Here is an 18219-nt window from a genome sequence, read left to right as displayed (position 1 = left end):
GTTCACCCCGGGTGATGCATCTCGAGATAGAGCACCAGGACCGCGATCCACAGGACCAGGAGCACGATCGTCGAGATGCGGGGGCGTCCGAGCGCCCGATAGGCGCGCGGACGCAACCATCCGGCCTCGACGCCACCGTCCCGGACGCGGGTGTGGGCGGGCTCGGTGTCGACGTCCGGCGCATCATTCTGGTCCGGTCCCCCGGACTGACCACCGGCGTCGTCATCGTGGTGATGGTTGTGATGCACCATGACCGAACGTTAACCAATCCGACGTTCGTTCGGAGGCATGATGGGGCCGGGAGTCGTGCCGGATCAGCCGGGGCGCACCTCGAGATACAGGGCCAGCACCGCTATCCACGCGCCCGACAACGCCAGCGTCGACGTGCGCGGGCGGCCCAGCGTCTCCCGCCGCGGCCACAGCCGGGAATTGCGGAGGTGCCGGCCCGGATGCGCCTCCGTGACCTCCGCCACGGCAAGGGGCGGCACCTCGACGGCACCCTGCACGCCGATCACATCGTCGTTACCGAGCGTCATGCCAGAACGTTACCCACGAACCCGGTCCCGATAAACGGATTCGCGACGAGCCACACAGATTCCCCCTCCCGCGCCGGTACGGTACGGGCAGCGAGGGCACCGCTGACTTCCGCCTTCCAGCGCCGATGCGGTACAGCGGGTGAGCACTCCATCGACTTCTCCCCACCAGTGCGGATGCAGTACATGCCGCGTCGTGCGGGCGAGCTGGTCGTGGCCGGCCGAGATTCGATCGACTACCGCCGTTCAGGCCCACTGCGATTCCGGGGCCGGACGCACATCCGCTCCACGCTGGCCGAATTCGAGAATCCCATCCTCGATGGCGCCCTTGCGCAACAACTTCCGGTCGGCCGATGACGACACCGTGACTCCCCTCCGAGTTCCGATGCGGTACAGCGGGTGAACACCCTATCGACGGGGATGCCCTTCCTGCACGATGCGTGCTCGCGGCATGCTGACGGTCAGTACATGTCGTCCGGCGGGGGTTCGAAGTCCCAATCCGGCGGAGGCTCGTCGTTCCACGGGTGCGGCTCGGTGGCGGGCGTGCGCGCCGGGCTCGATTGCCGCCGCGCCGGGGCCGCACCGCGCGAGGCTGGGGCTGAACCGCGCGAAGGTGAAGCTGCGGCGCGCGAAGCGGGGGCGGCGGCGCGCGGATTCGAGGTCGGGCGCTGCCCTGTGACGCCGGACTGCCGCGCTGCATCCGCGCGTGGTTCGTCCCGGACGGGGGGCGGCGAGACGGGATCAGCCGCACGCGGGCTGTCGCCGCCCGATGAGCCGGTACGCGGACGACTCCCCTCGGCGGCGGACTCACCCTGCTCCCCCGCGACCGTATCCAGCACGCCCGCACCGTATTTGGTGAGCTTGTTCTCGCCGATACCGCTGATGCCGCCGAGCTCGCTCAGGGTTGCGGGCTTGCGGGAGGCGATCTCGCGCAGGGTCGCGTCGTGGAATACGACGTACGCGGGCACACCCTGTTCCTTGGCGGTCGCCGCACGCCAGGCGCGCAGGCGCTCGAACAAGCCCGCGTCGGCCGGGGCCAGATCGGCCGCCACCGGGCGAGATGCCTTGGCGCGCGGCGTCTTTGCCGCCGTGGCGCGCTCGGGCTCGCGGCGCAGCGCCACCGTGCGGCCCTTGAACAGGACTTCCTCGCTGGCCTCGGTGAGGGTCAGCACGCCGTAATCGCCGTGCACCGCCAGTAGCCCCTGGGCCAGCAGCTGGCGGATCACCCCGCGCCACTCCACGTCGCGCAGCTCGGCGCCCACCCCGAAGACCTTGAGTTCGGTGTGCTTGTGCTGCACCACCTTCGGATTCGACTTGCCGATCAGGATGTCGACGATGTGCCCGGCCCCGAAGCTCTGCCCGCGCTCGCGCTTGAGGCGCAGCACCGTCGAGAGCGCCTTCTGTGCGGCCACCGTGCCGTCCCACGATTCGGGCGGATTCAGGCAGGTGTCGCAGTTACCGCAGGGCTGCCCCTGCTGACCGAAGTAGGCCAGCAGCTGGGTGCGGCGGCACTGCACCGTCTCGCACAGCGCGAGCATCGCGTCCAGATGCAGCTGCAGCTGGCGGCGGTGGGCGGCGTCGCCCTCGGACGAGTCGATCATTTTGCGTTGCTGCACAACGTCGTTCAGGCCGTAGACCATCCACGCGGTGGAGGCCGCGCCGTCGCGGCCCGCGCGACCGGTCTCCTGGTAGTAGCCCTCCACCGACTTCGGCAGGTCGAGATGGGCGACGAAGCGCACATCGGGCTTGTCGATGCCCATGCCGAACGCGATGGTCGCGACGACGACCAGGCCGTCCTCGCGCAGGAACCGCGACTGATTGGTCGCGCGGGTACGCGCGTCGAGCCCGGCGTGATATGGCACCGCCTCGACACCGTTGCGGCTGAGGAATTCCGCGGTCTTCTCCACCGAATTGCGCGAGAGGCAGTAGACGATACCCGCGTCTCCGGCGTGCTCGGTGCTGATGAAACCGAGCAGCTGCTGTTCGGCGCGGTTCTTCGGCTCGATCCGGTACTGGATGTTGGGACGGTCGAAGCTGGAGACGAAATGTCGTGCGCCGCCGAGGTCGAGGCGTTCGGCGATCTCCGCCGCGGTCTTCTCGGTGGCCGTGGCCGTCAGCGCGATGCGCGGCACCGTGGGCCAGCGCTCGTGCAGCACCGACAGCCCCAGGTACTCCGGCCGGAAGTCGTGCCCCCACTGCGAGACGCAGTGCGCCTCGTCGATGGCGAACAGCGCGATCTTCGCCCGCTCGAGCAGCTGCAGGGTCGACTCCAGGCGAAGCCGCTCGGGCGCCAGATAGAGCAGATCGAGCTCGCCGGCCAGCAGCTGGGCCTCCACGGTGCGCCGCTCGTCGGGGAACTGGGTGGAGTTGAGGAACGCCGCGCGCACCCCCACCGCGTTCAGTGCGTCGACTTGATCCTGCATCAGCGCGATCAGCGGGGAGACGACGATCCCGACCCCGGGCCGCACCAGCGCCGGAATCTGGTAGCACAGCGACTTTCCGCCGCCGGTCGGCATCAGTACCAGCGCATCGCCGCCCCCGATGACCTGGCTCACGATGTCGTGCTGCTGCCCCCGGAAACTCTCGTATCCGAAGACCCGCTGCAAAACCTGTTGCGCCGCATCGGGTTCCACACCGGATTGGGCACTGGGCGTTTCGAGCGTCTCGGAGGTCACCCCCGACATCCTACGGAGCCCGGCCGGCGGCACCACCCCCACTCGACACCCGCACTCCGACTCATCGAACGGACCCGCTTCGCCACACCTCCGGATCACAGAACCGCCGCAACGCGAGGCGACCCCGCGTCCGGAAAGTGCGTTCCGATGTCAGATGCAGATGCTGAAAGCGAATACTCCCAACGGAATGGTGAAGCAGAACGCCACCGACCCCACGGGTGTTGCTGTCGGTACGGCCGGAGCGGCCGGAGCGGCCGGAGCGGCCGAAGCGGCCGGAGCCAGGGCCAGTACGGAAATGACAATTGCGAGCGCGGCAAGCGCGGAGGAAACTTTCGTAGACATTTCAACCATCCTTTGCTGAGCGAGCGCGAAACCCGACCAAATGACTACTCTCCTCTCGAGCGGGAGCCGAGACAATGGGCTTTAGTACCCTGACCGGCTCCCAAAAAGGCTCATTACATCGATACCGAACATGTTCCGAAGCGCGTACGCTATCCACCGTTCAGGTGGATACATCGCGCACGACGCAGCGGAAACCGAGGTGGCAGGTGGCGGTGTCCTCGGTCTGAGGCTGCCGGGCGGCGGGCCGATAACGCAGGCAATAGTTGGCCGCGCACAGATACGAGCCGCCCTTGACGGCACGGCGCGGAAACCGTTGCGCAACCGCGGATTCACAGATATCCGCGCTCGGATTGCTTGGGGCACAGCATATCCGCGCCCGGTGCCCGGGACGGAAATAGTCGGCGGTCCACTCCCACACATTTCCGGTCATATCGTAAAGACCGTAGCCATTGGGAGCATAGGCGCCGACCGCCGTCGTGCCGGGTTCGGACGCCTGCCCTCGACCCGGATGGAATTGCCAAGGGAATGCGCCGACCCAGACATTGGCCAAACGCCGTCCGGTGGGTTCGAAATCGTCACCCCACGCGTAGGTGGCCGCATCCAGTCCACCACGGGCCGCGTACTCCCATTCGGCCTCGGTCGGTAGCTGCCTACCGGCCCATGCCGCATACGCCGCAGCATCCTCGTAGGCAACCTGGGTGACCGGATGACGGTCGAGCCCGTCCAGAGCGCTGTCCGGTCCACGCGGGTGACGCCAGCAGGCTCCGGGCACATACCGCCACCACCGACGCCAATTGTCCAGCGGCACTGCTGCCTTGGTGGGCCGGAATACCAACGCGCCCGGAATCAGGTTCTCCGGCTCCGCACCCGGGTAGTCCTCGGCCGCGGGACAACGTTCGGCGACGGTGACGTATCCGGACTCCTTCACGAATCGCCGGAAGGCGACGTTGGTCACCGGGTGCGCGTCGATCCAGAACGAATCGACCCGCACCCGATGCACCGGCTGCTCCTCGGGAAAGAAGTCCTCCGATCCCATGGCGAAGTCGCCGCCCGGTATCCGGACCATGCCACGCCGGATATTGTCGCGGATCGCGGTCGCCACGGGATCGTCCCCTCAATCGCGCGAAAAGGCCGCCGCCGCCGCCATTTCCAGATCCTGGTACGGCTTTCCGCTCACATCCTCGATGACCTGGTGCACGATTCCTCCGGTGAACGGGAACGGTGACCGGTACTGCGCGGTCACGGACTGACCGCCGTCGCGGCCCACACGGACTCCCTCCCCGACGCCGGAGAACACGATGGGTTGGGTTCGCATGTCATCGAGGGAGCCCACGGGCCTCTCATCGATGTAGAGGATGGCCTCACCCGTGGGCGTGAAGTTGTCGGGCCGAGTTCCGCGGCGCTCGTACCGGATCCCGAGGATGTGATCGCCGAGCGGTATCTCGCGATCGGAAACAATCGCCTGTTCCTCCTCGCCGAGGAAGTTGTAGATGTAGTGCAGATGGCCCTCCCGGACGAACAGAGTATGCCCGCCCAGCCGCCCACCGTGGGCGAACAGCACCCCCTGCGCGTCCTGGCTGGCGATTGTCGTCTCGGCGAGCAGAGCGAACGAACGTCCCCGGATCTCGAGCGCCGCACCCGGTCCCACCTCGGCGATTCCTGGATAGTAGACAGCGCTGTCCCGATCGGCGGCGTATGTCGGGCGGTAGCGCGTCATCATCGAGATGAAGTCGAGGTCGTTCAGTGGCATCCCACTGTATTTCCCGGCCTCCGAGAACCACAGCACCTTCATCTGTTCCAGCAGGCCGGGGTGAGTACCGGCGAGGTCGTGCACCTGACTGCGGTCCTGCTCGAGGTGGAACAGCTCCCAGCGGTCGGTGTCGAAATGCCCCCAACCCGACGGGCATGCCGCGTGAATGGCGTCGGCGAACCACCCGCGATGCCATATCCCGCGCGTACCCAGCATCGAATAGAACTGCGTGTGCTTTCCGGCGTCCGCGCCCGGGTCATCGAGCAGCGCCCGGAAGCTGACCCCTTCCAAGGGGCGCTGAGGGACATCCTTCACCATGCCCGGGGTCGCGATGCCGAGCAGTTCATAGACAGTCGGGGTGATATCGCAGACATTGAGGTACTGGTGGCACACCTCACCGCGGGCCGAAATCCCGGCCGGCCACGACATCAGGCACGGATCCGCGATGCCGCCCTCGTGGGAGGCATACCGCTTGTACAGCTTATAGGGGGTGTTGAACGCCATCGCCCACCCGATGCTGTAGTGGTTGTAGGTGGCGGGCGAGCCCAGCTCGTCGATCTTCGCCAAACCGTCGTCGATCGTGTCGATATAGCCGTTGAAGAATTTCATCTCGTTCGCCGAGCCGTTCGGACCCCCCTCGCCGCTGGCGCCGTTGTCCGAGAAGGCGACGATGATCGTATTATCCAACTGGCCGCTTTCCTCGAGATAATCCAGCAGCCGGCCGATCTGCGCGTCCGTGTAAGTCAGGAATCCGGCGAACACCTCGGCCTGCCGCCGAAACAGCCGCTTCTCGTCCTCTGACAGCGATTCCCATTCACGCACGGTGTCCAGCACCGGCCACGGTTTGCCGTCGGCACTGGTGACGTTCACGTACGGATTCATGGGCGACAGCTCGGTGTTCTCCGGCACCAGGCCCATGCGCTTCTGGTTCTCGAGGACGATTTCGCGATACTTCTCGTAGCCCATGTCGAACCGGCCGAGATACTGGTCGGCCCATTCCCGCGCCACATGGTGCGGCGCATGCCCACAACCCGGGCACAGGTACATGAACCACGGTTTATCGGGCGCGATCACCTTCGCATCACGAATAAACTCGATCGTCTTGTCAGCCAGATCCTTCGACAGGTGGTACCCGTCCTCCGGTGCGTACGGCGGGGAAATCGGGTGGTTGTCGTACACCAGGTTCGGATACCACTGGTCGGCCTCGCCGCCCAGGAATCCGTAGAACCGTTCGAACCCGCGCCCCAGCGGCCAATGCCGCTTCGACGCCGCCAGATTCTCCTCCTCCAGCGGTGTCATATGCCATTTTCCGACCGCGTACGTGTTCCATCCACGCTCGCTGAGCACCTCGGAGCACAATGCGGTCTCGGCCGGTATCCGGCCGCACATGTTCGGGAACCCGTCGGTGAATTCCTCGATGGTCGCCATACCGACCGAGGTCGCATTGCGCCCGGTCAACAGCGAGGCACGGGTGGGGGAACACAGCGCGGTGGTGTGGAACTGCGTGAACCGCACGCCACGATCGGCGATGCGCTTCATATTCGGCATATCGACCAGACCGCCATAGCAGTCCCAGGTAGCGATCCCGATATCGTCCCACACCAGATACAGCACATTCGGCGCGCCCTTCGGCGCGGTCGGCTCGGCGAAGGGCCGCCAGTCGGCGACCGAATCACGGATATCGAGTGCGACATGTCCTGCAAACTGCTCGGCCATCGCCCACCTCCGGGAAGGAAAGCTGTCGGCTCGCCGTCGAGGGACCAGGCCTCGGACTCACACCGGGAACCCGTGCAGACGAGAATCGGAGCAAAGTCGATACCTGGACCAGCGCTCCCAGCTCCGGCGATACGGCTGGGATGTCATGAGTGTTCGAATCAACGTGCAGCGCCGATGCTTTCCGCGACCAGACGTCCCGGATACCCGCTGATCAACACATTGGATACCCATTGAGAATACCGACGGGGCGGGATTCAGATCAAGAAGTGCCCGAACAAGAGCCCGGAGCGGTCGGTGATGTAGAGCAAAAACAGGCCGGCGCGAGTCTCGAACCGGGCCTGCTCACTCGCGCACGTAATACCGCAGGGTGCCGTAGGCGGTCACCGCGGCGAACACGATGCCGACGGGGATGATCGTCATGGCCACAATCGTGACGTCGTCGCCGGTGATGCGCGGGAACACCTTCGACTCGAACAGCGAACCCAGCGCGCGGTCGATCACCAGCGGGCGGGCGGTCAGCAGGCCGAGCACCGCCAGCACCGAACCGGCCACCGCGGCGACCACCGCCTCCAGCAGGAACGGCAACTGCGTGTACCAGCGGCTCGCGCCGACCAGCCGCATGATGCCGACCTCCTCGCGCCGGGTGAACGCCGCGATCTGCACCATGTTCGCGATCAGCAGGATCGCCGCGAACGCCTGCAGCACCGCCAGACCGAACGCCGCGTTGCGCAGCCCGTCGAACAGGCTCACCAGCCGGTCGACGATGTCCTTGTCGTTGCGCACGAATCCGACCCCGGGCCGTCCCTGGAACGCCTGCAGGATGTGCGGATACTGGTCGGCGTTGGTCATCTTCACCCGCAGCGAGGCGGGCAGCGGCGACTGCGCGACGTAGGCGGCCAGCTCGGGCTGGTCCTTGAAGGTCTTCTCCTTGGCCTCGCGAATCGCGTCGGCGCGGCTCAGGTACTGCACGGACACCACGCCCTGGCTCTGCTTCAGATCCGCCAGCAGGGTCTTGCACGGATCCTGCGAACAGTCCACATCGTTCGCGGAGATCGCGTCGTCCAGATACAGCCGCACCTCGAGCCGGTCCAGGAAATACTGCTCGGTCTTGTCGGCCATCCGCACCGCCAGCAGACCGCCGCCGAGCATGGTCAGCGAGACGGCGGTGGTCAGGATCATCGCGATGGTCATGGTGACGTTGCGGCGCAGGCCGTTGAAGACCTCGCCGAACAGGAAGCTCGCGCGCATTACCGGCCCACCCCGTACACGCCGATCGCCTCGTCGCGCACCAGGCGGCCGCGATCCAACTCCACCACGCGCCGGCGCATCGCGTCGACGATGTGGTTGTCGTGCGTGGCCATGAGCACCGTGGTGCCGGTGCGGTTGATGCGTTCGAGCAGGGTCATGATGTCCTGACTGGTATCGGGGTCGAGGTTGCCGGTGGGCTCGTCGGCCAGCAGCACCAGGGGCCGGTTCACGAAGGCCCGCGCGATCGCGACCCGCTGCTGCTCACCGCCGGACAGCTCGCTGGGCAGCCGGTCGGCCTTGCCGGACAGGCCGACCAGGTCCAGCGCCTCGGGCACCGCGCGGGTGATGAACTTGCGGTTCTTGCCGATCACCTCGAGGGCGAAGGCCACGTTCTGCTCGACGGTCTTCTGCTGCAGCAGCCGGAAGTCCTGGAACACGCAGCCGATGCGCTGGCGCAGCTTGGGCACCTTGCGCCCGGCCAGGCGGTCCACCCGGAAGTCCGCGACGTGGATCTCTCCGTCGGTGGGGCGCTCCTCCTTGAGCAGCAGCCGCATGAACGTCGACTTGCCCGAACCGGACGGTCCGATGATGAACAGGAACTCGCCCTTTGCGACCTCGACCGAAACATTGTCCAGCGCCGGACGCGTCGAGGTCTTGTATGACTTGGTGACGTTCCGCAGGGTGATCACGGGGAGCCAGTGTAACCAGCAAAGCGAGGGCACCCGCGCCCGCACACCTGTGAATTCCGTGTCACATAGACGTCACTTGGCGGATGTGGACGTAATCATTGATTTCGGAATGGTATTGGCAATCGGCGAGAAGCCGCTGTGATCCGGCGTAGTGGGCTTGACGAATACGTACAAAACGAAGGTCGCCACCCAGACCGAGATCAGGATCGTGGTCGATTTACGCAGTTTCACTCATGCCCTCCAGGCGCAGCGCCGCCGCCACCCGCACTCGCAGCTCGCGTCCGACCTCGAACTGCTTGCCCGGCAGCGTGCGGGCAACCATCCTGATGTTCATCTGATCCATGGTGAGGTCCTCGAGGCCCATCACCGTCGGCTCGTCCAAGAGCAGCGCCTTGAGCTTGCGATCGGCGAAGGCCTTGGCGCCCACGTCGCGCAGGATCTCGTTGACCTTGTTGATATCCGCGGTGACCGGGACCGGCACGTCGATGGCCGCGCGCGCCCAGTCCTTGGACAGATTGGTGACCTTCACGATGCCGCCGTTGGCCACGTGGATCACCTCGCCGTCGGCGCTGCGCAGCGTGGTGATGCGCAGTGTGACGTCCTCCACGGTGCCCTCGGCGGGCACCGACTGGCCGGTGATCGCGATGCTCACCACATCGCCGAATCCGTACTGCCGCTCGGTGATCAGGAAGAAGCCCGCCAGCAGATCCTGCACGATGCGCTGTGCGCCGAAACCCAGCGCGGCGCCCAGCACCGCGGCCGGGGCCACCAGCCCGCTGAGCTGAAAGCCCAAGCGCTTCAACACTTCCAGCGCGACCAGGAAGTACACCAGGGACAGGATCACCCAGGTGACGACCTGCGCCAGCGCGTGCCGATGCTTGGCCGCCTCGGAGCGCACCAGCGAATCGCTGCTGGTGAACGAGGCGTCGATCTTGCGGGTGATCCGATCACGAACGAACGTCGCGAAACGGCTGAACAGCATCATCCCGATGATCAGCAACACGATCTCGAGACCGCTGCCGCGGGCCCAGTCCGTGAATTGCGCACCCGTCGACTCGGCCAGAATCATCGTCATCTACCCGAATCTCTCATGCTGCCACCCGAACACACGTCCAACAGGGTACTACGGAGTTCGCGCAGCCCGAAACGTCGTGATTGTGCCGTGATTGGCGACATGACGAATACCGGAGATCGAGTGATTATCGGCACCTATTCGCTGTCCTGGCGCATCCGCCAGCGGATGCCCTCCTCGATGAACGCGTCGATATCGCCGTCGAGAACCGCGGTCGGATTGTTCACCTCGTAGTTGGTGCGCAGGTCCTTGACCATCTGATAGGGGTGCAGCACGTACGAGCGCATCTGGTTGCCCCAGGACGCGCCCTCGGTGGTCTTGAGCGCATCCATCTGCGCGCGCTCCTCCTGCCGCTTGCGCTCGAGCAGCTTGGCCTGTAGCACGCGCATCGCCGAGATCTTGTTCTGCAGCTGCGATTTCTCGTTCTGGCAGGTGACGACGATGCCGGTGGGAATGTGGGTGATGCGGACCGCCGAGTCGGTGGTGTTGACGCTCTGGCCACCGGGACCCGAGGAGCGGTACACGTCCACCCGGATATCGCCCTCGGGCACGTCGATGTGGTCGGTGGTCTCGACCACGGGCAGCACCTCGACCTCGGCGAAGGAGGTCTGGCGGCGGCCCTGGTTGTCGAACGGGCTGATCCGCACCAGCCGGTGCGTACCCATCTCCACCGACAGCGTGCCGTAGGCGTACGGCGTCTTGACCGCGAAGGTGGCGCTCTTGATGCCCGCCTCCTCGGCGTAGGAGGTGTCGTAGATCTCCACGCCGTACTTGTGCCGCTCGGCCCAGCGCACGTACATGCGCATCAGCATCTGCGCCCAGTCCGCGGCGTCCACGCCGCCCGCCCCGGAACGAATGTTGACCAGTGCCTCGCGCTTGTCGTACTCGCCCGAGAGCAGCGTGCGCACCTCCATCGCCTCCACATCGGCGTGCAGGGCCGCGCGCTCGGCGTCCGCGTCGGCGATCGCGGCCGTGCGGGTATCGCCCTCCTCGTCCTCGGCGAGCTCGTACAGCACCGGCAGATCGTCCAGGCGCTGGCGCAGATCGGTGACCCGGCGCAGTTCGCCCTGGGCATGCGAGAGCTCGCTGGTGACCTGCTGCGCATGCTCCTGGTCGTTCCACAGGTCCGGATCGGCGGCCTGATGCTCGAGCTCATCGATGCGGCGGCGCAGCTCCTCGACATCGAGCACCGACTCCACGGTCTTGAGGGTCGTGTCGAGTTCGGCGAGATCAGCGGTCACATCAGGATGCACGAGAACCCAATCTACCGGGCCGTGGTCGGGCCATGAAATACCAGGCCCACCGGGGCGCAGGTCGGTCCGGCGCGGACGGGCGAGCGCGGCGCGCGGTCGCGGACGCAGTCATCGCGGGCAATCCTGTCCCACTCAGTGAGTCGCTCCCGTATGCGGCCCGGTCGGGTCTTCGATGATGTGGGCTTGGTTCGTCGGGAACGAGGAGGATCAGTGAGCGGAGCGAAGCGGAGTGAACCAATGAGCCTGCGTGCGACACGCACGACGGAGCCGAGCGCCAGCGAGGCGAAAATGAGCCTGCGTGCGACACGCACGACGGAGCCGAGCGCCAGCGAGGCGAAGTCGTGAGTGTCATCGCAGTGACGGGCAGCGCGTCGGGTATCGGCGCGGCGGTCGCCGAGCAGCTGAGTAAGGCCGGGCACCGGGTGATCGGGGTCGACCTGCGCAATGCCGAGGTCACCGCCGATCTGAGCACCGCGCAGGGGCGAGCGCACGCCGTCGCGGAGATCACCCGCCTGAGCGAAGGCGTGCTCGATGGGTTCCTGCCGTTCGCCGGCGTGGCCCCGGCGCAGGGCCGCCCGGGTGAGCTGGTCGTCTCAGTCAACTACTTCGGCGCGATCGCCGTGCTCGAGGGGGTGCGGCCGCTGCTGCGCGCGTCCGAGTCGGCCGCGGTGATCCTGGTGGCGTCGAATTCCACGACGGTCCAGCCGAATTGGCCGGTCGAGCTGGCGCAGGCGTGCCTGGCCGGGCAGGAGGACGCCGCCCGCGAGCTGGCGCACTCGCTCGGCGAGCTGGCCTCCGTGCACGCCTACCCGGCGACCAAGGCCGCCCTGGCCTGGTACGCACGCACGAAATCGGCCGAGTACATCCGCGAGGGCATCCGCCTCAACGCGATCGCCCCGGGCGTGATCGACACCCCGATGACCCGGGAGGGCCAGGACGACCCGCGCGTCGGGGAGGCGATGAAGCAGTTCGTGGCCGCCACCCCGGTGGGCCGGGCCGGGCGGCCCGAGGAGGTCGCCGACCTGGTGACCTTCCTGCTGTCCGAGCGCGCGTCGTTCATCGTCGGGTCGGTGATCTTCTGCGACGGCGGCATGGACGCGGCGCTGCGCGGCACGGACTGGCCCGCGGTCTGGAGCATTCCGCAGAGCTGACATGGCGCCACAGCGGCCGGGCCGGCATCGCCCGATCGGTCCGGATTCCGGCGGCGGTATTGTCACATCAATGACCGACCCCTCCGGCGAGTGGAATTCCGACCTTCGCCCGCCCGCAGATCCGGATCCCGCCGTGCGCCCCGACGATCCGGCCCCGGATCTCGCCACCGATCTCGATCTGGCCCTGCGCCTGGCCGCCGAGGCCGACGCGATCACCCGCGCCCGCTTCGGCGCGCTGGATCTGAAGGTCGACAGCAAGCCGGACCTGACACCGGTCTCCGATGCGGACCTGGCGGTCGAGAAGGCGCTGCGCGCGACGCTGGGGCGGTACTGCCCGGAGGATGCGGTGCTGGGCGAGGAGTTCGGCGGCCGCCCCGAATTCGCCGGCCGGCAGTGGGTGATCGACCCGATCGACGGCACCAAGAACTTTGTTCGCGGGGTGCCGATCTGGGCGACGCTGATCGCGCTGCTGCAGGACGGCGTTCCGGTCATCGGCGTGGTCAGTGCGCCCGCGCTGGCCCGGCGCTGGTGGGCCGGGGCCGGTTCCGGTGCCTGGATGAGCGTGGAAGCGGCCGAGCCGCAGGCAATTTCGGTGTCCGCGGTGCCCGAGCTCGCCTCGGCCAGCCTGGCGATCTCCAGCCTGTCCGGCTGGCGCGATCTGGGGCTGCGCGATCAGCTGATCGGGCTCACCGACGAGGTATGGCGCACCCGCGGCTACGGCGACTTCTTCAGCTACTGCCTGCTGGCCGAGGGCGCGGTCGACATCGCCACCGAACCGGAGGTCTCGCTCTGGGACCTGGCCCCGCTGGACATCCTGGTCCGCGAGGCCGGCGGCGCGTTCACCGCCCTGGACGGCACCCCCGGCCCGCACTCCGGCAGTGCCGTGGCGACCAATGGCCTGATCCACGAGCAGGTCCTGTCCCGCCTGCGGGGGTAACGCCGGAGTCCCCATGGTCACCGCGTTGTCAGGACCGGCGGTGCGTGCATCCTCGTAAACCCCTGGGCCAGGCGGGGTTGGAATGCAAGGGTGGTGGGATGTGGTGGATTGCCGGTGTTTTCGCGGTGACGCTGGGCGCGTTCGCGGATCGGTACGGGTATCACCGGGACGAGATGTATTTCCTGGCGGCGGGGCGGCATCCGAGTTGGGGGTATCCGGACCAGCCGCCGCTGACGCCGATGCTGGCGCGGGCGATGGCGGCCATCGATCCGGATTCGCTGGTGCTGCTGCGGATTCCGGCGATCGTCGCGGCGACGGTGGTGGTCGTCTGCGCGGGACTGATGGCGCGCGAGATGGGCGGCGGGCGCGGGGCGCGGGCGCTGGCGGCGGGGACGACGGCCTCGGCGGCGCTGCTCATGGGGGCCGGGCACACACTCAACACGGAGGTGTTCGATCTCGCGTTCTTCGCGCTCGTCACGCTGGTGGTCATGCGCCTGGTGCGCGAGCGGGCGGACTATCGCTGGTGGCTCGCGGTCGGGGTGCTGGTCGGCCTCGGGCTGCAGAACAAGACGCTGCTGATCTTTCCGGTGGTCACGCTGGTGGCCGGACTGCTGCTGACCGGGCCGCGAAAGGCGTTCGCCACCTGGTACTTTGCCGCAGCCGTCGCGATCGCGGTAGCGATCTGGCTGCCGAATCTGTGGTGGCAGGCGCACAACGGGTGGCCGCAGCTGACGATGGGCCGGGCGATCGCGGGCGGCTCCTCGGGCACCTCGAATACCAGGCCCCAGTTCGCGGCGCTGCAGTTCGGGCTGATGGGGCCGTTGTCGGTGCCGCTGTGGGGATTCGGGCTGTGGCTGCTGTGGCGCGAACGCCGCTACCGGGCTTTCGCGGTGAGTTACGCGCTGCTCGTCGTGGTGTATCTGGTCACCACCGCCAAAGCCTACTACCTGGGCAGCATGTATCCGATCCTGTTGGCGGCCGGTGCGGTTCCGGTCGCGCGATGGCTGGGCGAACACCGGCGCTGGTGGGCGGCGGTGGCGGCCGCGCTCGCGCTGAACGCCGCGGTCTCGGCAGTGCTGTTCCTGCCCGTCGTGGCGGTTACCGCGCAGCGCAACGGCATACTGCTGGCAATCAATTCCGATGCGGTCGAGACCATCGGCTGGCCCACCTATGTCCGTCAGATCGCCGCCGCCCGGGCACGATTCGCCCCGCAGGCCCAGCTGCTCACCGACAACTACGGCGAGGCGGCCGCCATCGAGCGCTTCGGCGGCCCTTACCACCTGCCCACCCCGTACAGCGGCCACAATTCGTACTGGTGGTGGGGACCGCCCCCGGGCTCGGCTCCGGTTCTCACCGTCGGCATCACCAACGTGGCGCAGCTACACCGGATATGCAGCACCCTTACCCCGGCGGGGCGGCTGGACAACGGCCTGGGCCTGCACAACCACGAACAGCACGCCCCCCTGTTCGTGTGCGCCCCGGGCTATTCGTGGTCGTTCCTCTGGCCGCATCTCGAGCACCTGGGTTGAGCTGCGCCGCGAAATCTATTGCGGCACTTTGTCGGCGCGACACACCATATCCCGGTCGGGCAGGCCGCCCCCGGACAGATAGCTGTTGATCGCATCATCGACGCAGGTGCTGAGATCGGGCCGGAACGTCATGTGGATGCGGACGTCCTGCAGGGTGACCAGGCGCGAGGCGGACATGTCCCGATGCAGCCGCGTCGCGTATTCGTACGGCGTGCGCGGATCACCCGTGGCCCCCAGGATCAGCGCGGGCACCGAATTGCGCACGCGCGTCTTGGGTTCCACGGGCTCGGGCCAGAACGCGCACGGTTGAATATTTTCCGCGAGCGCGCCGAAGACGGGCTGCGTCGAACGGGACGCCTGGATCTTCTCCCAGTACCAGGCAGGGTCCCGCGGCGCGGGCGCGTCGCCGCAGGTGATCTCGGCCAACGCGGAATCCTCGCCGTCTCGCAGTGCGGTGAGCATCGCCTTCAACTGTTGTGAGCGGGCGTGGACGGGTGGACCCGTTGCGTCGTCTGCGATTTCGCGGACGATGTCGGCCAGAGTCCGGTTCAGATGGACGTTGTCGAGCTCGTTGTGCAGGATGAACGGCAGCCAGTGATCGTCGAGCTTGAACTCGTCGATGACGATCGAGTGACCGGCGGCGTCGGCCAGCAATTTCTGAATCGTCGCCCGGACGGCGGCCGGGGTCGCGCCGAAATGGTATGTGCCGTCCTGGGGCGCGGCCCATCGCGCCCAGTCGTCCAGGGCCGCCTCGTCGGCCGGGCCCCAATCCTCCACCGTCCCTTCCCAGTACCGGTCCGGATCGATGACGCTGTCGAGCACCAGGTGATCGCTGTGGGTGGGAAACATCTGTGCGTACACCTCACCCAGGTAGGTGCCGTACGAAACGCCGTAGTAGCTGATTCGCGGCTCCCCCAGCACCATTCGCACGACATCCATGTCCCGGGCCGTATTGCGGGTGGTGAATTGCCGCGTCCGGGAGGCATCGTCGCGCAGGCAGCCGACCGCCATGCGCCCCGCGACCCCCGAATCCTGCAGGAAGCCCTCGAGGGTCGATCCGGCCGACCGCACCATTTCGCCGACCGGCCAGCCGCAGCCGCCCGCATGCACGGACGCGCCGACGCCGCGCGGATCGAATCCGATCAGGTCGTAGTGCGCCCGCACATCCGGGCTCAGCACATCGCCGAGCAGATCCATCGTGTCCAGCCCGCTCGCGCCCGGGCCGCCGGGATTCGCGAACAGCACGCCGCGCCGGTGCGCCGGATCGGTCGCCGGAACCCGCGAAATCGCCACGGGCACGGCGTTGCCGAGGGGGTGTGCGTAGTCGAGTGGAACCATGATGCGGGCGCACTGCCCACCGGCACTGTCCATATCGTCGATACCGCACGATTTCCATTGCGGCCGTTGATGAGCGAACCATTGCGGATCGGGCGCCGAATCCCGTGCCGCCCCAGGGATCCCCGCCGCAACGACGAGCACCGCGGCCCATGCCACCCATCGGATAAGTCTCACCAGCAACCGAATTCGCCCTCCGTGCAGCCCATTCTCCGAAAACCGTATCGGATCGCCGCGAATCCCACCGGGCCCTGCTTCGTTCCACGGGTGTGCCGGTCGAGATGTTTACCCACCTGATGGGCGCCGTCCCGACCACCCCACGCTCCCCTTCCCCGTGCCGCACATCGCGCCGTCGCCGGGCCGCACTGGCACGCCACCCACGACGCACCCGCACCGGGGCGCACACCGCCCGTTCGGTCGGACGCGGGCTCGCCGCGGCACCGCCCAGCCGCCATTGTGGCGCGGATCGCGGCGAAGTAATTCACGCTCGACGATGTTCTTACTCTGGAGTAAGATAGACTTACTCGAAAGTAAGATGCTGGGAACGACCCGATCACCCCCACCCCACCGAGAAGACTGGTGACCATGAGCACTCGAGACACCGCAACGAGGCGACGTCCGGATTCGGCCGTCGGCCTGAACCCGGTCAAGCGCGACTGGATGGGCGCGGCCATGCGGGTCATGTCGACCATCACGGGCTCGGAACTGGCCGAGAAGTACAACCTGCGGGGCCCCATCGACCGCATCACGTACGAGAGCACCAAGACCGGTTTCCGCACCCTGGGCGCCGCGACTCGCGCGTTCGCCAAGGTTTCCGGCGGCGGCAAGCCCCAGCGTCTGCCGGCCAACGAGTCTCGCCGCAAGGACTACTTCGATCTCACCCCCTCCGACGAGCAGCAGATGATCGTCGAGACGGTGCGCGATTTCGCCGCGGAGATCCTGCGCCCGGCCGCGCACGACGCCGACGGCACCGCCATGGCCCCGCGCGATCTGCTCGAGCGCGCCGCCGAGCTGGGCATCACGCTGATCAACGTGCCCGAGGAGCTCGAGGGTGCGGCCTCCGAGCGGGGCGCGGTCACCAATTCCCTTGTGGCCGAGGCGCTGGCGCACGGCGACATGGGCCTGGCGCTGCCGATCCTGGCGCCCTCGGGCGTCGCGGTCGCACTGTCGCAGTGGGGCACCGACGCACAGCAGAAGACGTATCTGGGCGCGTTCACCGGTGAGAACGTGCCGCAGTCCAGCGTCGTCATCAGCGAGCCCCGCGCACTGTTCGATCCGTTCGCGCTGCAGACCAAGGCCACCCGCTCCCCCAGCGGCTACCGCCTCAACGGCGTCAAGAGCCTGGTCCCGGCCGCGGGCGACGCCGAATTGTTCATCGTGGGCGCCGAACTCGACGGTCGCCCGGCGCTGTTCGTCGTCGAATCCGACACCCCCGGCGTGGTGATCGAGGCCGATCCGAGCATGGGCCTGCGCGCGGCAGGCCTGGGCCGGCTGCTCCTGGACAATGTCGCCGTGCCCACCGAAGCCCTTCTCGGCGACGGCGATTCGGCACAGCGCGCCGAGGATTACGCCGACGCGGTGCGCCTGGGCCGACTGGGCTGGGCCTCCCTCGCGGTGGGCACCGGCCAGGCCGTGCTGGACTACGTGATTCCGTACGTGAACGAGCGCGAGGCGTTCGGCGAGCCGATCTCGCACCGGCAGGCGGTCGCGTTCATGGTCGCCAATATGGCGATCGAGCTCGACGGCACGCGGCTGGTGACGCTGCGCGGTGCCTCGCGCGCCGAGCAGGGCCTGTCGTTCGCCCGCGAGGCCGCGCTGGCCAAGAAGCTGGCCACCGACAAGGGCATGCAGATCGGCCTGGACGGCGTGCAGCTGCTCGGCGGCCACGGCTTCACCAAGGAACACCCGGTCGAACGCTGGTACCGCGACCTGCGGGCCATCGGCGTCGCCGAGGGTGTGGTGCTGGTCTGACGTGGGGGGTTCAGCCCC

Annotated in this window: 16 protein-coding genes; 4 read left to right on the top strand and 12 right to left on the bottom strand. The window is 67.4% G+C overall.

All coding sequences use genetic code 11. The features are described from left to right. Positions 1-2: 2 nt before the first annotated feature. From ABH933_RS15605 to prfB, 11 genes are all read right to left on the bottom strand, one after another. Positions 3-251 (bottom strand): hypothetical protein, encoded by a 249-nt coding sequence (locus ABH933_RS15605; RefSeq protein ID WP_429425358.1) that lies wholly within the window; start codon positions 249-251, stop codon positions 3-5. Positions 252-314: 63 nt separating this feature from the next. Further along, positions 315-536 carry a hypothetical protein gene (locus tag ABH933_RS15600; protein ID WP_215922661.1) on the bottom strand — a complete coding sequence of 74 codons (222 nt, stop codon included), beginning with the start codon at positions 534-536 and terminating at the stop codon, positions 315-317. Positions 537-994: 458 nt separating this feature from the next. Next, positions 995-3217, bottom strand: a complete 2223-nt coding sequence (gene recQ / locus ABH933_RS15595; protein WP_429425361.1) for a DNA helicase RecQ — start codon at positions 3215-3217, stop codon at positions 995-997. 141 nt (positions 3218-3358) lie between these two features. Beyond that, positions 3359-3550 carry a hypothetical protein gene (locus ABH933_RS15590; RefSeq protein ID WP_429425363.1) on the bottom strand — a complete coding sequence of 64 codons (192 nt, stop codon included), beginning with the start codon at positions 3548-3550 and terminating at the stop codon, positions 3359-3361. Positions 3551-3710: 160 nt separating this feature from the next. Then, the gene (locus ABH933_RS15585) at positions 3711-4616 is read right to left on the bottom strand and encodes a formylglycine-generating enzyme family protein (RefSeq protein WP_429425595.1); all 906 of its coding nucleotides are present in this window, start codon (positions 4614-4616) and stop codon (positions 3711-3713) included. Positions 4617-4664: 48 nt separating this feature from the next. After that, a complete protein-coding gene (locus ABH933_RS15580; RefSeq protein ID WP_429425365.1) occupies positions 4665-7016 on the bottom strand; it encodes an arylsulfatase in 2352 nt (783 codons plus the stop codon). Positions 7017-7358: 342 nt separating this feature from the next. Then, positions 7359-8264, bottom strand: a complete 906-nt coding sequence (ftsX, locus tag ABH933_RS15575) for a permease-like cell division protein FtsX (RefSeq protein ID WP_429425367.1) — start codon at positions 8262-8264, stop codon at positions 7359-7361. After that, entirely contained in the window at positions 8264-8953 is a 690-nt protein-coding gene (gene ftsE, locus ABH933_RS15570; protein WP_429425369.1) for a cell division ATP-binding protein FtsE, read from the bottom strand. The genes ftsX and ftsE overlap by 1 nt, the downstream gene beginning before the upstream one ends. 72 nt (positions 8954-9025) lie before the next feature. Beyond that, positions 9026-9184 carry a hypothetical protein gene (locus ABH933_RS15565; RefSeq protein WP_429425370.1) on the bottom strand — a complete coding sequence of 53 codons (159 nt, stop codon included), beginning with the start codon at positions 9182-9184 and terminating at the stop codon, positions 9026-9028. Beyond that, positions 9171-10028, bottom strand: coding sequence for a mechanosensitive ion channel family protein (locus ABH933_RS15560; RefSeq protein ID WP_215922654.1), 858 nt, complete (start codon positions 10026-10028; stop codon positions 9171-9173). The genes ABH933_RS15565 and ABH933_RS15560 overlap by 14 nt, the downstream gene beginning before the upstream one ends. 134 nt (positions 10029-10162) lie before the next feature. After that, on the bottom strand, positions 10163-11278 hold the full coding sequence (prfB, locus tag ABH933_RS15555; protein WP_215922653.1) for a peptide chain release factor 2: 1116 nt from the start codon (positions 11276-11278) through the stop codon (positions 10163-10165). A gap of 341 nt (positions 11279-11619) precedes the next feature. Between prfB and ABH933_RS15550 the strand changes: the two genes are divergently transcribed. The 3 genes from ABH933_RS15550 to ABH933_RS15540 all read left to right on the top strand — a co-directional run bounded on the left by ABH933_RS15550 (position 11620) and on the right by ABH933_RS15540 (position 14895). Further along, complete coding sequence (locus ABH933_RS15550) at positions 11620-12429, top strand: SDR family oxidoreductase (RefSeq protein ID WP_429425373.1); 810 nt, start codon at positions 11620-11622, stop codon at positions 12427-12429. 70 nt (positions 12430-12499) lie between these two features. Beyond that, positions 12500-13366: a histidinol-phosphatase gene (gene hisN, locus ABH933_RS15545; RefSeq protein WP_429425375.1), complete on the top strand. Its 867-nt coding sequence runs from the start codon at positions 12500-12502 to the stop codon at positions 13364-13366. A 98-nt stretch (positions 13367-13464) separates the two neighbouring features. Further along, entirely contained in the window at positions 13465-14895 is a 1431-nt protein-coding gene (locus tag ABH933_RS15540; RefSeq protein ID WP_429425377.1) for an ArnT family glycosyltransferase, read from the top strand. 15 nt (positions 14896-14910) lie between these two features. Here ABH933_RS15540 and ABH933_RS15535 read toward each other — a convergent pair whose 3' ends face one another. Continuing rightward, positions 14911-16266 carry an alpha/beta fold hydrolase gene (locus tag ABH933_RS15535; protein ID WP_429425379.1) on the bottom strand — a complete coding sequence of 452 codons (1356 nt, stop codon included), beginning with the start codon at positions 16264-16266 and terminating at the stop codon, positions 14911-14913. Positions 16267-16815: 549 nt separating this feature from the next. Here ABH933_RS15535 and ABH933_RS15530 point away from each other — a divergent pair. Next, the gene (locus ABH933_RS15530) at positions 16816-18201 is read left to right on the top strand and encodes an acyl-CoA dehydrogenase family protein (protein ID WP_429425381.1); all 1386 of its coding nucleotides are present in this window, start codon (positions 16816-16818) and stop codon (positions 18199-18201) included. Positions 18202-18219 lie beyond the last annotated feature (18 nt).

The organism is Nocardia sp. GP40 (assembly GCF_050434125.1).
Lineage (GTDB): Bacteria > Actinomycetota > Actinomycetes > Mycobacteriales > Mycobacteriaceae > Nocardia > Nocardia albiluteola.
This window is presented reverse-complemented; position numbering and strand designations above follow the sequence as displayed.

What these genes read in the sequence shown, in the direction of transcription:
- ABH933_RS15540 (WP_429425377.1), top strand. Translation starts at nt 13,465, where the DNA reads ATGTGGTGGATTGCCGGTGTTTTCGCGGTGACGCTGGGCGCGTTCGCG.
- ABH933_RS15585 (WP_429425595.1), bottom strand. Translation starts at nt 4,616, where the DNA reads ATGGTCCGGATACCGGGCGGCGACTTCGCCATGGGATCGGAGGACTTC.
- ABH933_RS15590 (WP_429425363.1), bottom strand. Translation starts at nt 3,550, where the DNA reads ATGTCTACGAAAGTTTCCTCCGCGCTTGCCGCGCTCGCAATTGTCATT.
- ABH933_RS15580 (WP_429425365.1), bottom strand. Translation starts at nt 7,016, where the DNA reads ATGGCCGAGCAGTTTGCAGGACATGTCGCACTCGATATCCGTGATTCG.
- ABH933_RS15560 (WP_215922654.1), bottom strand. Translation starts at nt 10,028, where the DNA reads ATGACGATGATTCTGGCCGAGTCGACGGGTGCGCAATTCACGGACTGG.
- ABH933_RS15530 (WP_429425381.1), top strand. Translation starts at nt 16,816, where the DNA reads ATGAGCACTCGAGACACCGCAACGAGGCGACGTCCGGATTCGGCCGTC.
- ABH933_RS15535 (WP_429425379.1), bottom strand. Translation starts at nt 16,266, where the DNA reads ATGGACAGTGCCGGTGGGCAGTGCGCCCGCATCATGGTTCCACTCGAC.
- recQ (WP_429425361.1), bottom strand. Translation starts at nt 3,217, where the DNA reads ATGTCGGGGGTGACCTCCGAGACGCTCGAAACGCCCAGTGCCCAATCC.
- ABH933_RS15600 (WP_215922661.1), bottom strand. Translation starts at nt 536, where the DNA reads ATGACGCTCGGTAACGACGATGTGATCGGCGTGCAGGGTGCCGTCGAG.
- hisN (WP_429425375.1), top strand. Translation starts at nt 12,500, where the DNA reads ATGACCGACCCCTCCGGCGAGTGGAATTCCGACCTTCGCCCGCCCGCA.
- ftsX (WP_429425367.1), bottom strand. Translation starts at nt 8,264, where the DNA reads ATGCGCGCGAGCTTCCTGTTCGGCGAGGTCTTCAACGGCCTGCGCCGC.
- ABH933_RS15605 (WP_429425358.1), bottom strand. Translation starts at nt 251, where the DNA reads ATGGTGCATCACAACCATCACCACGATGACGACGCCGGTGGTCAGTCC.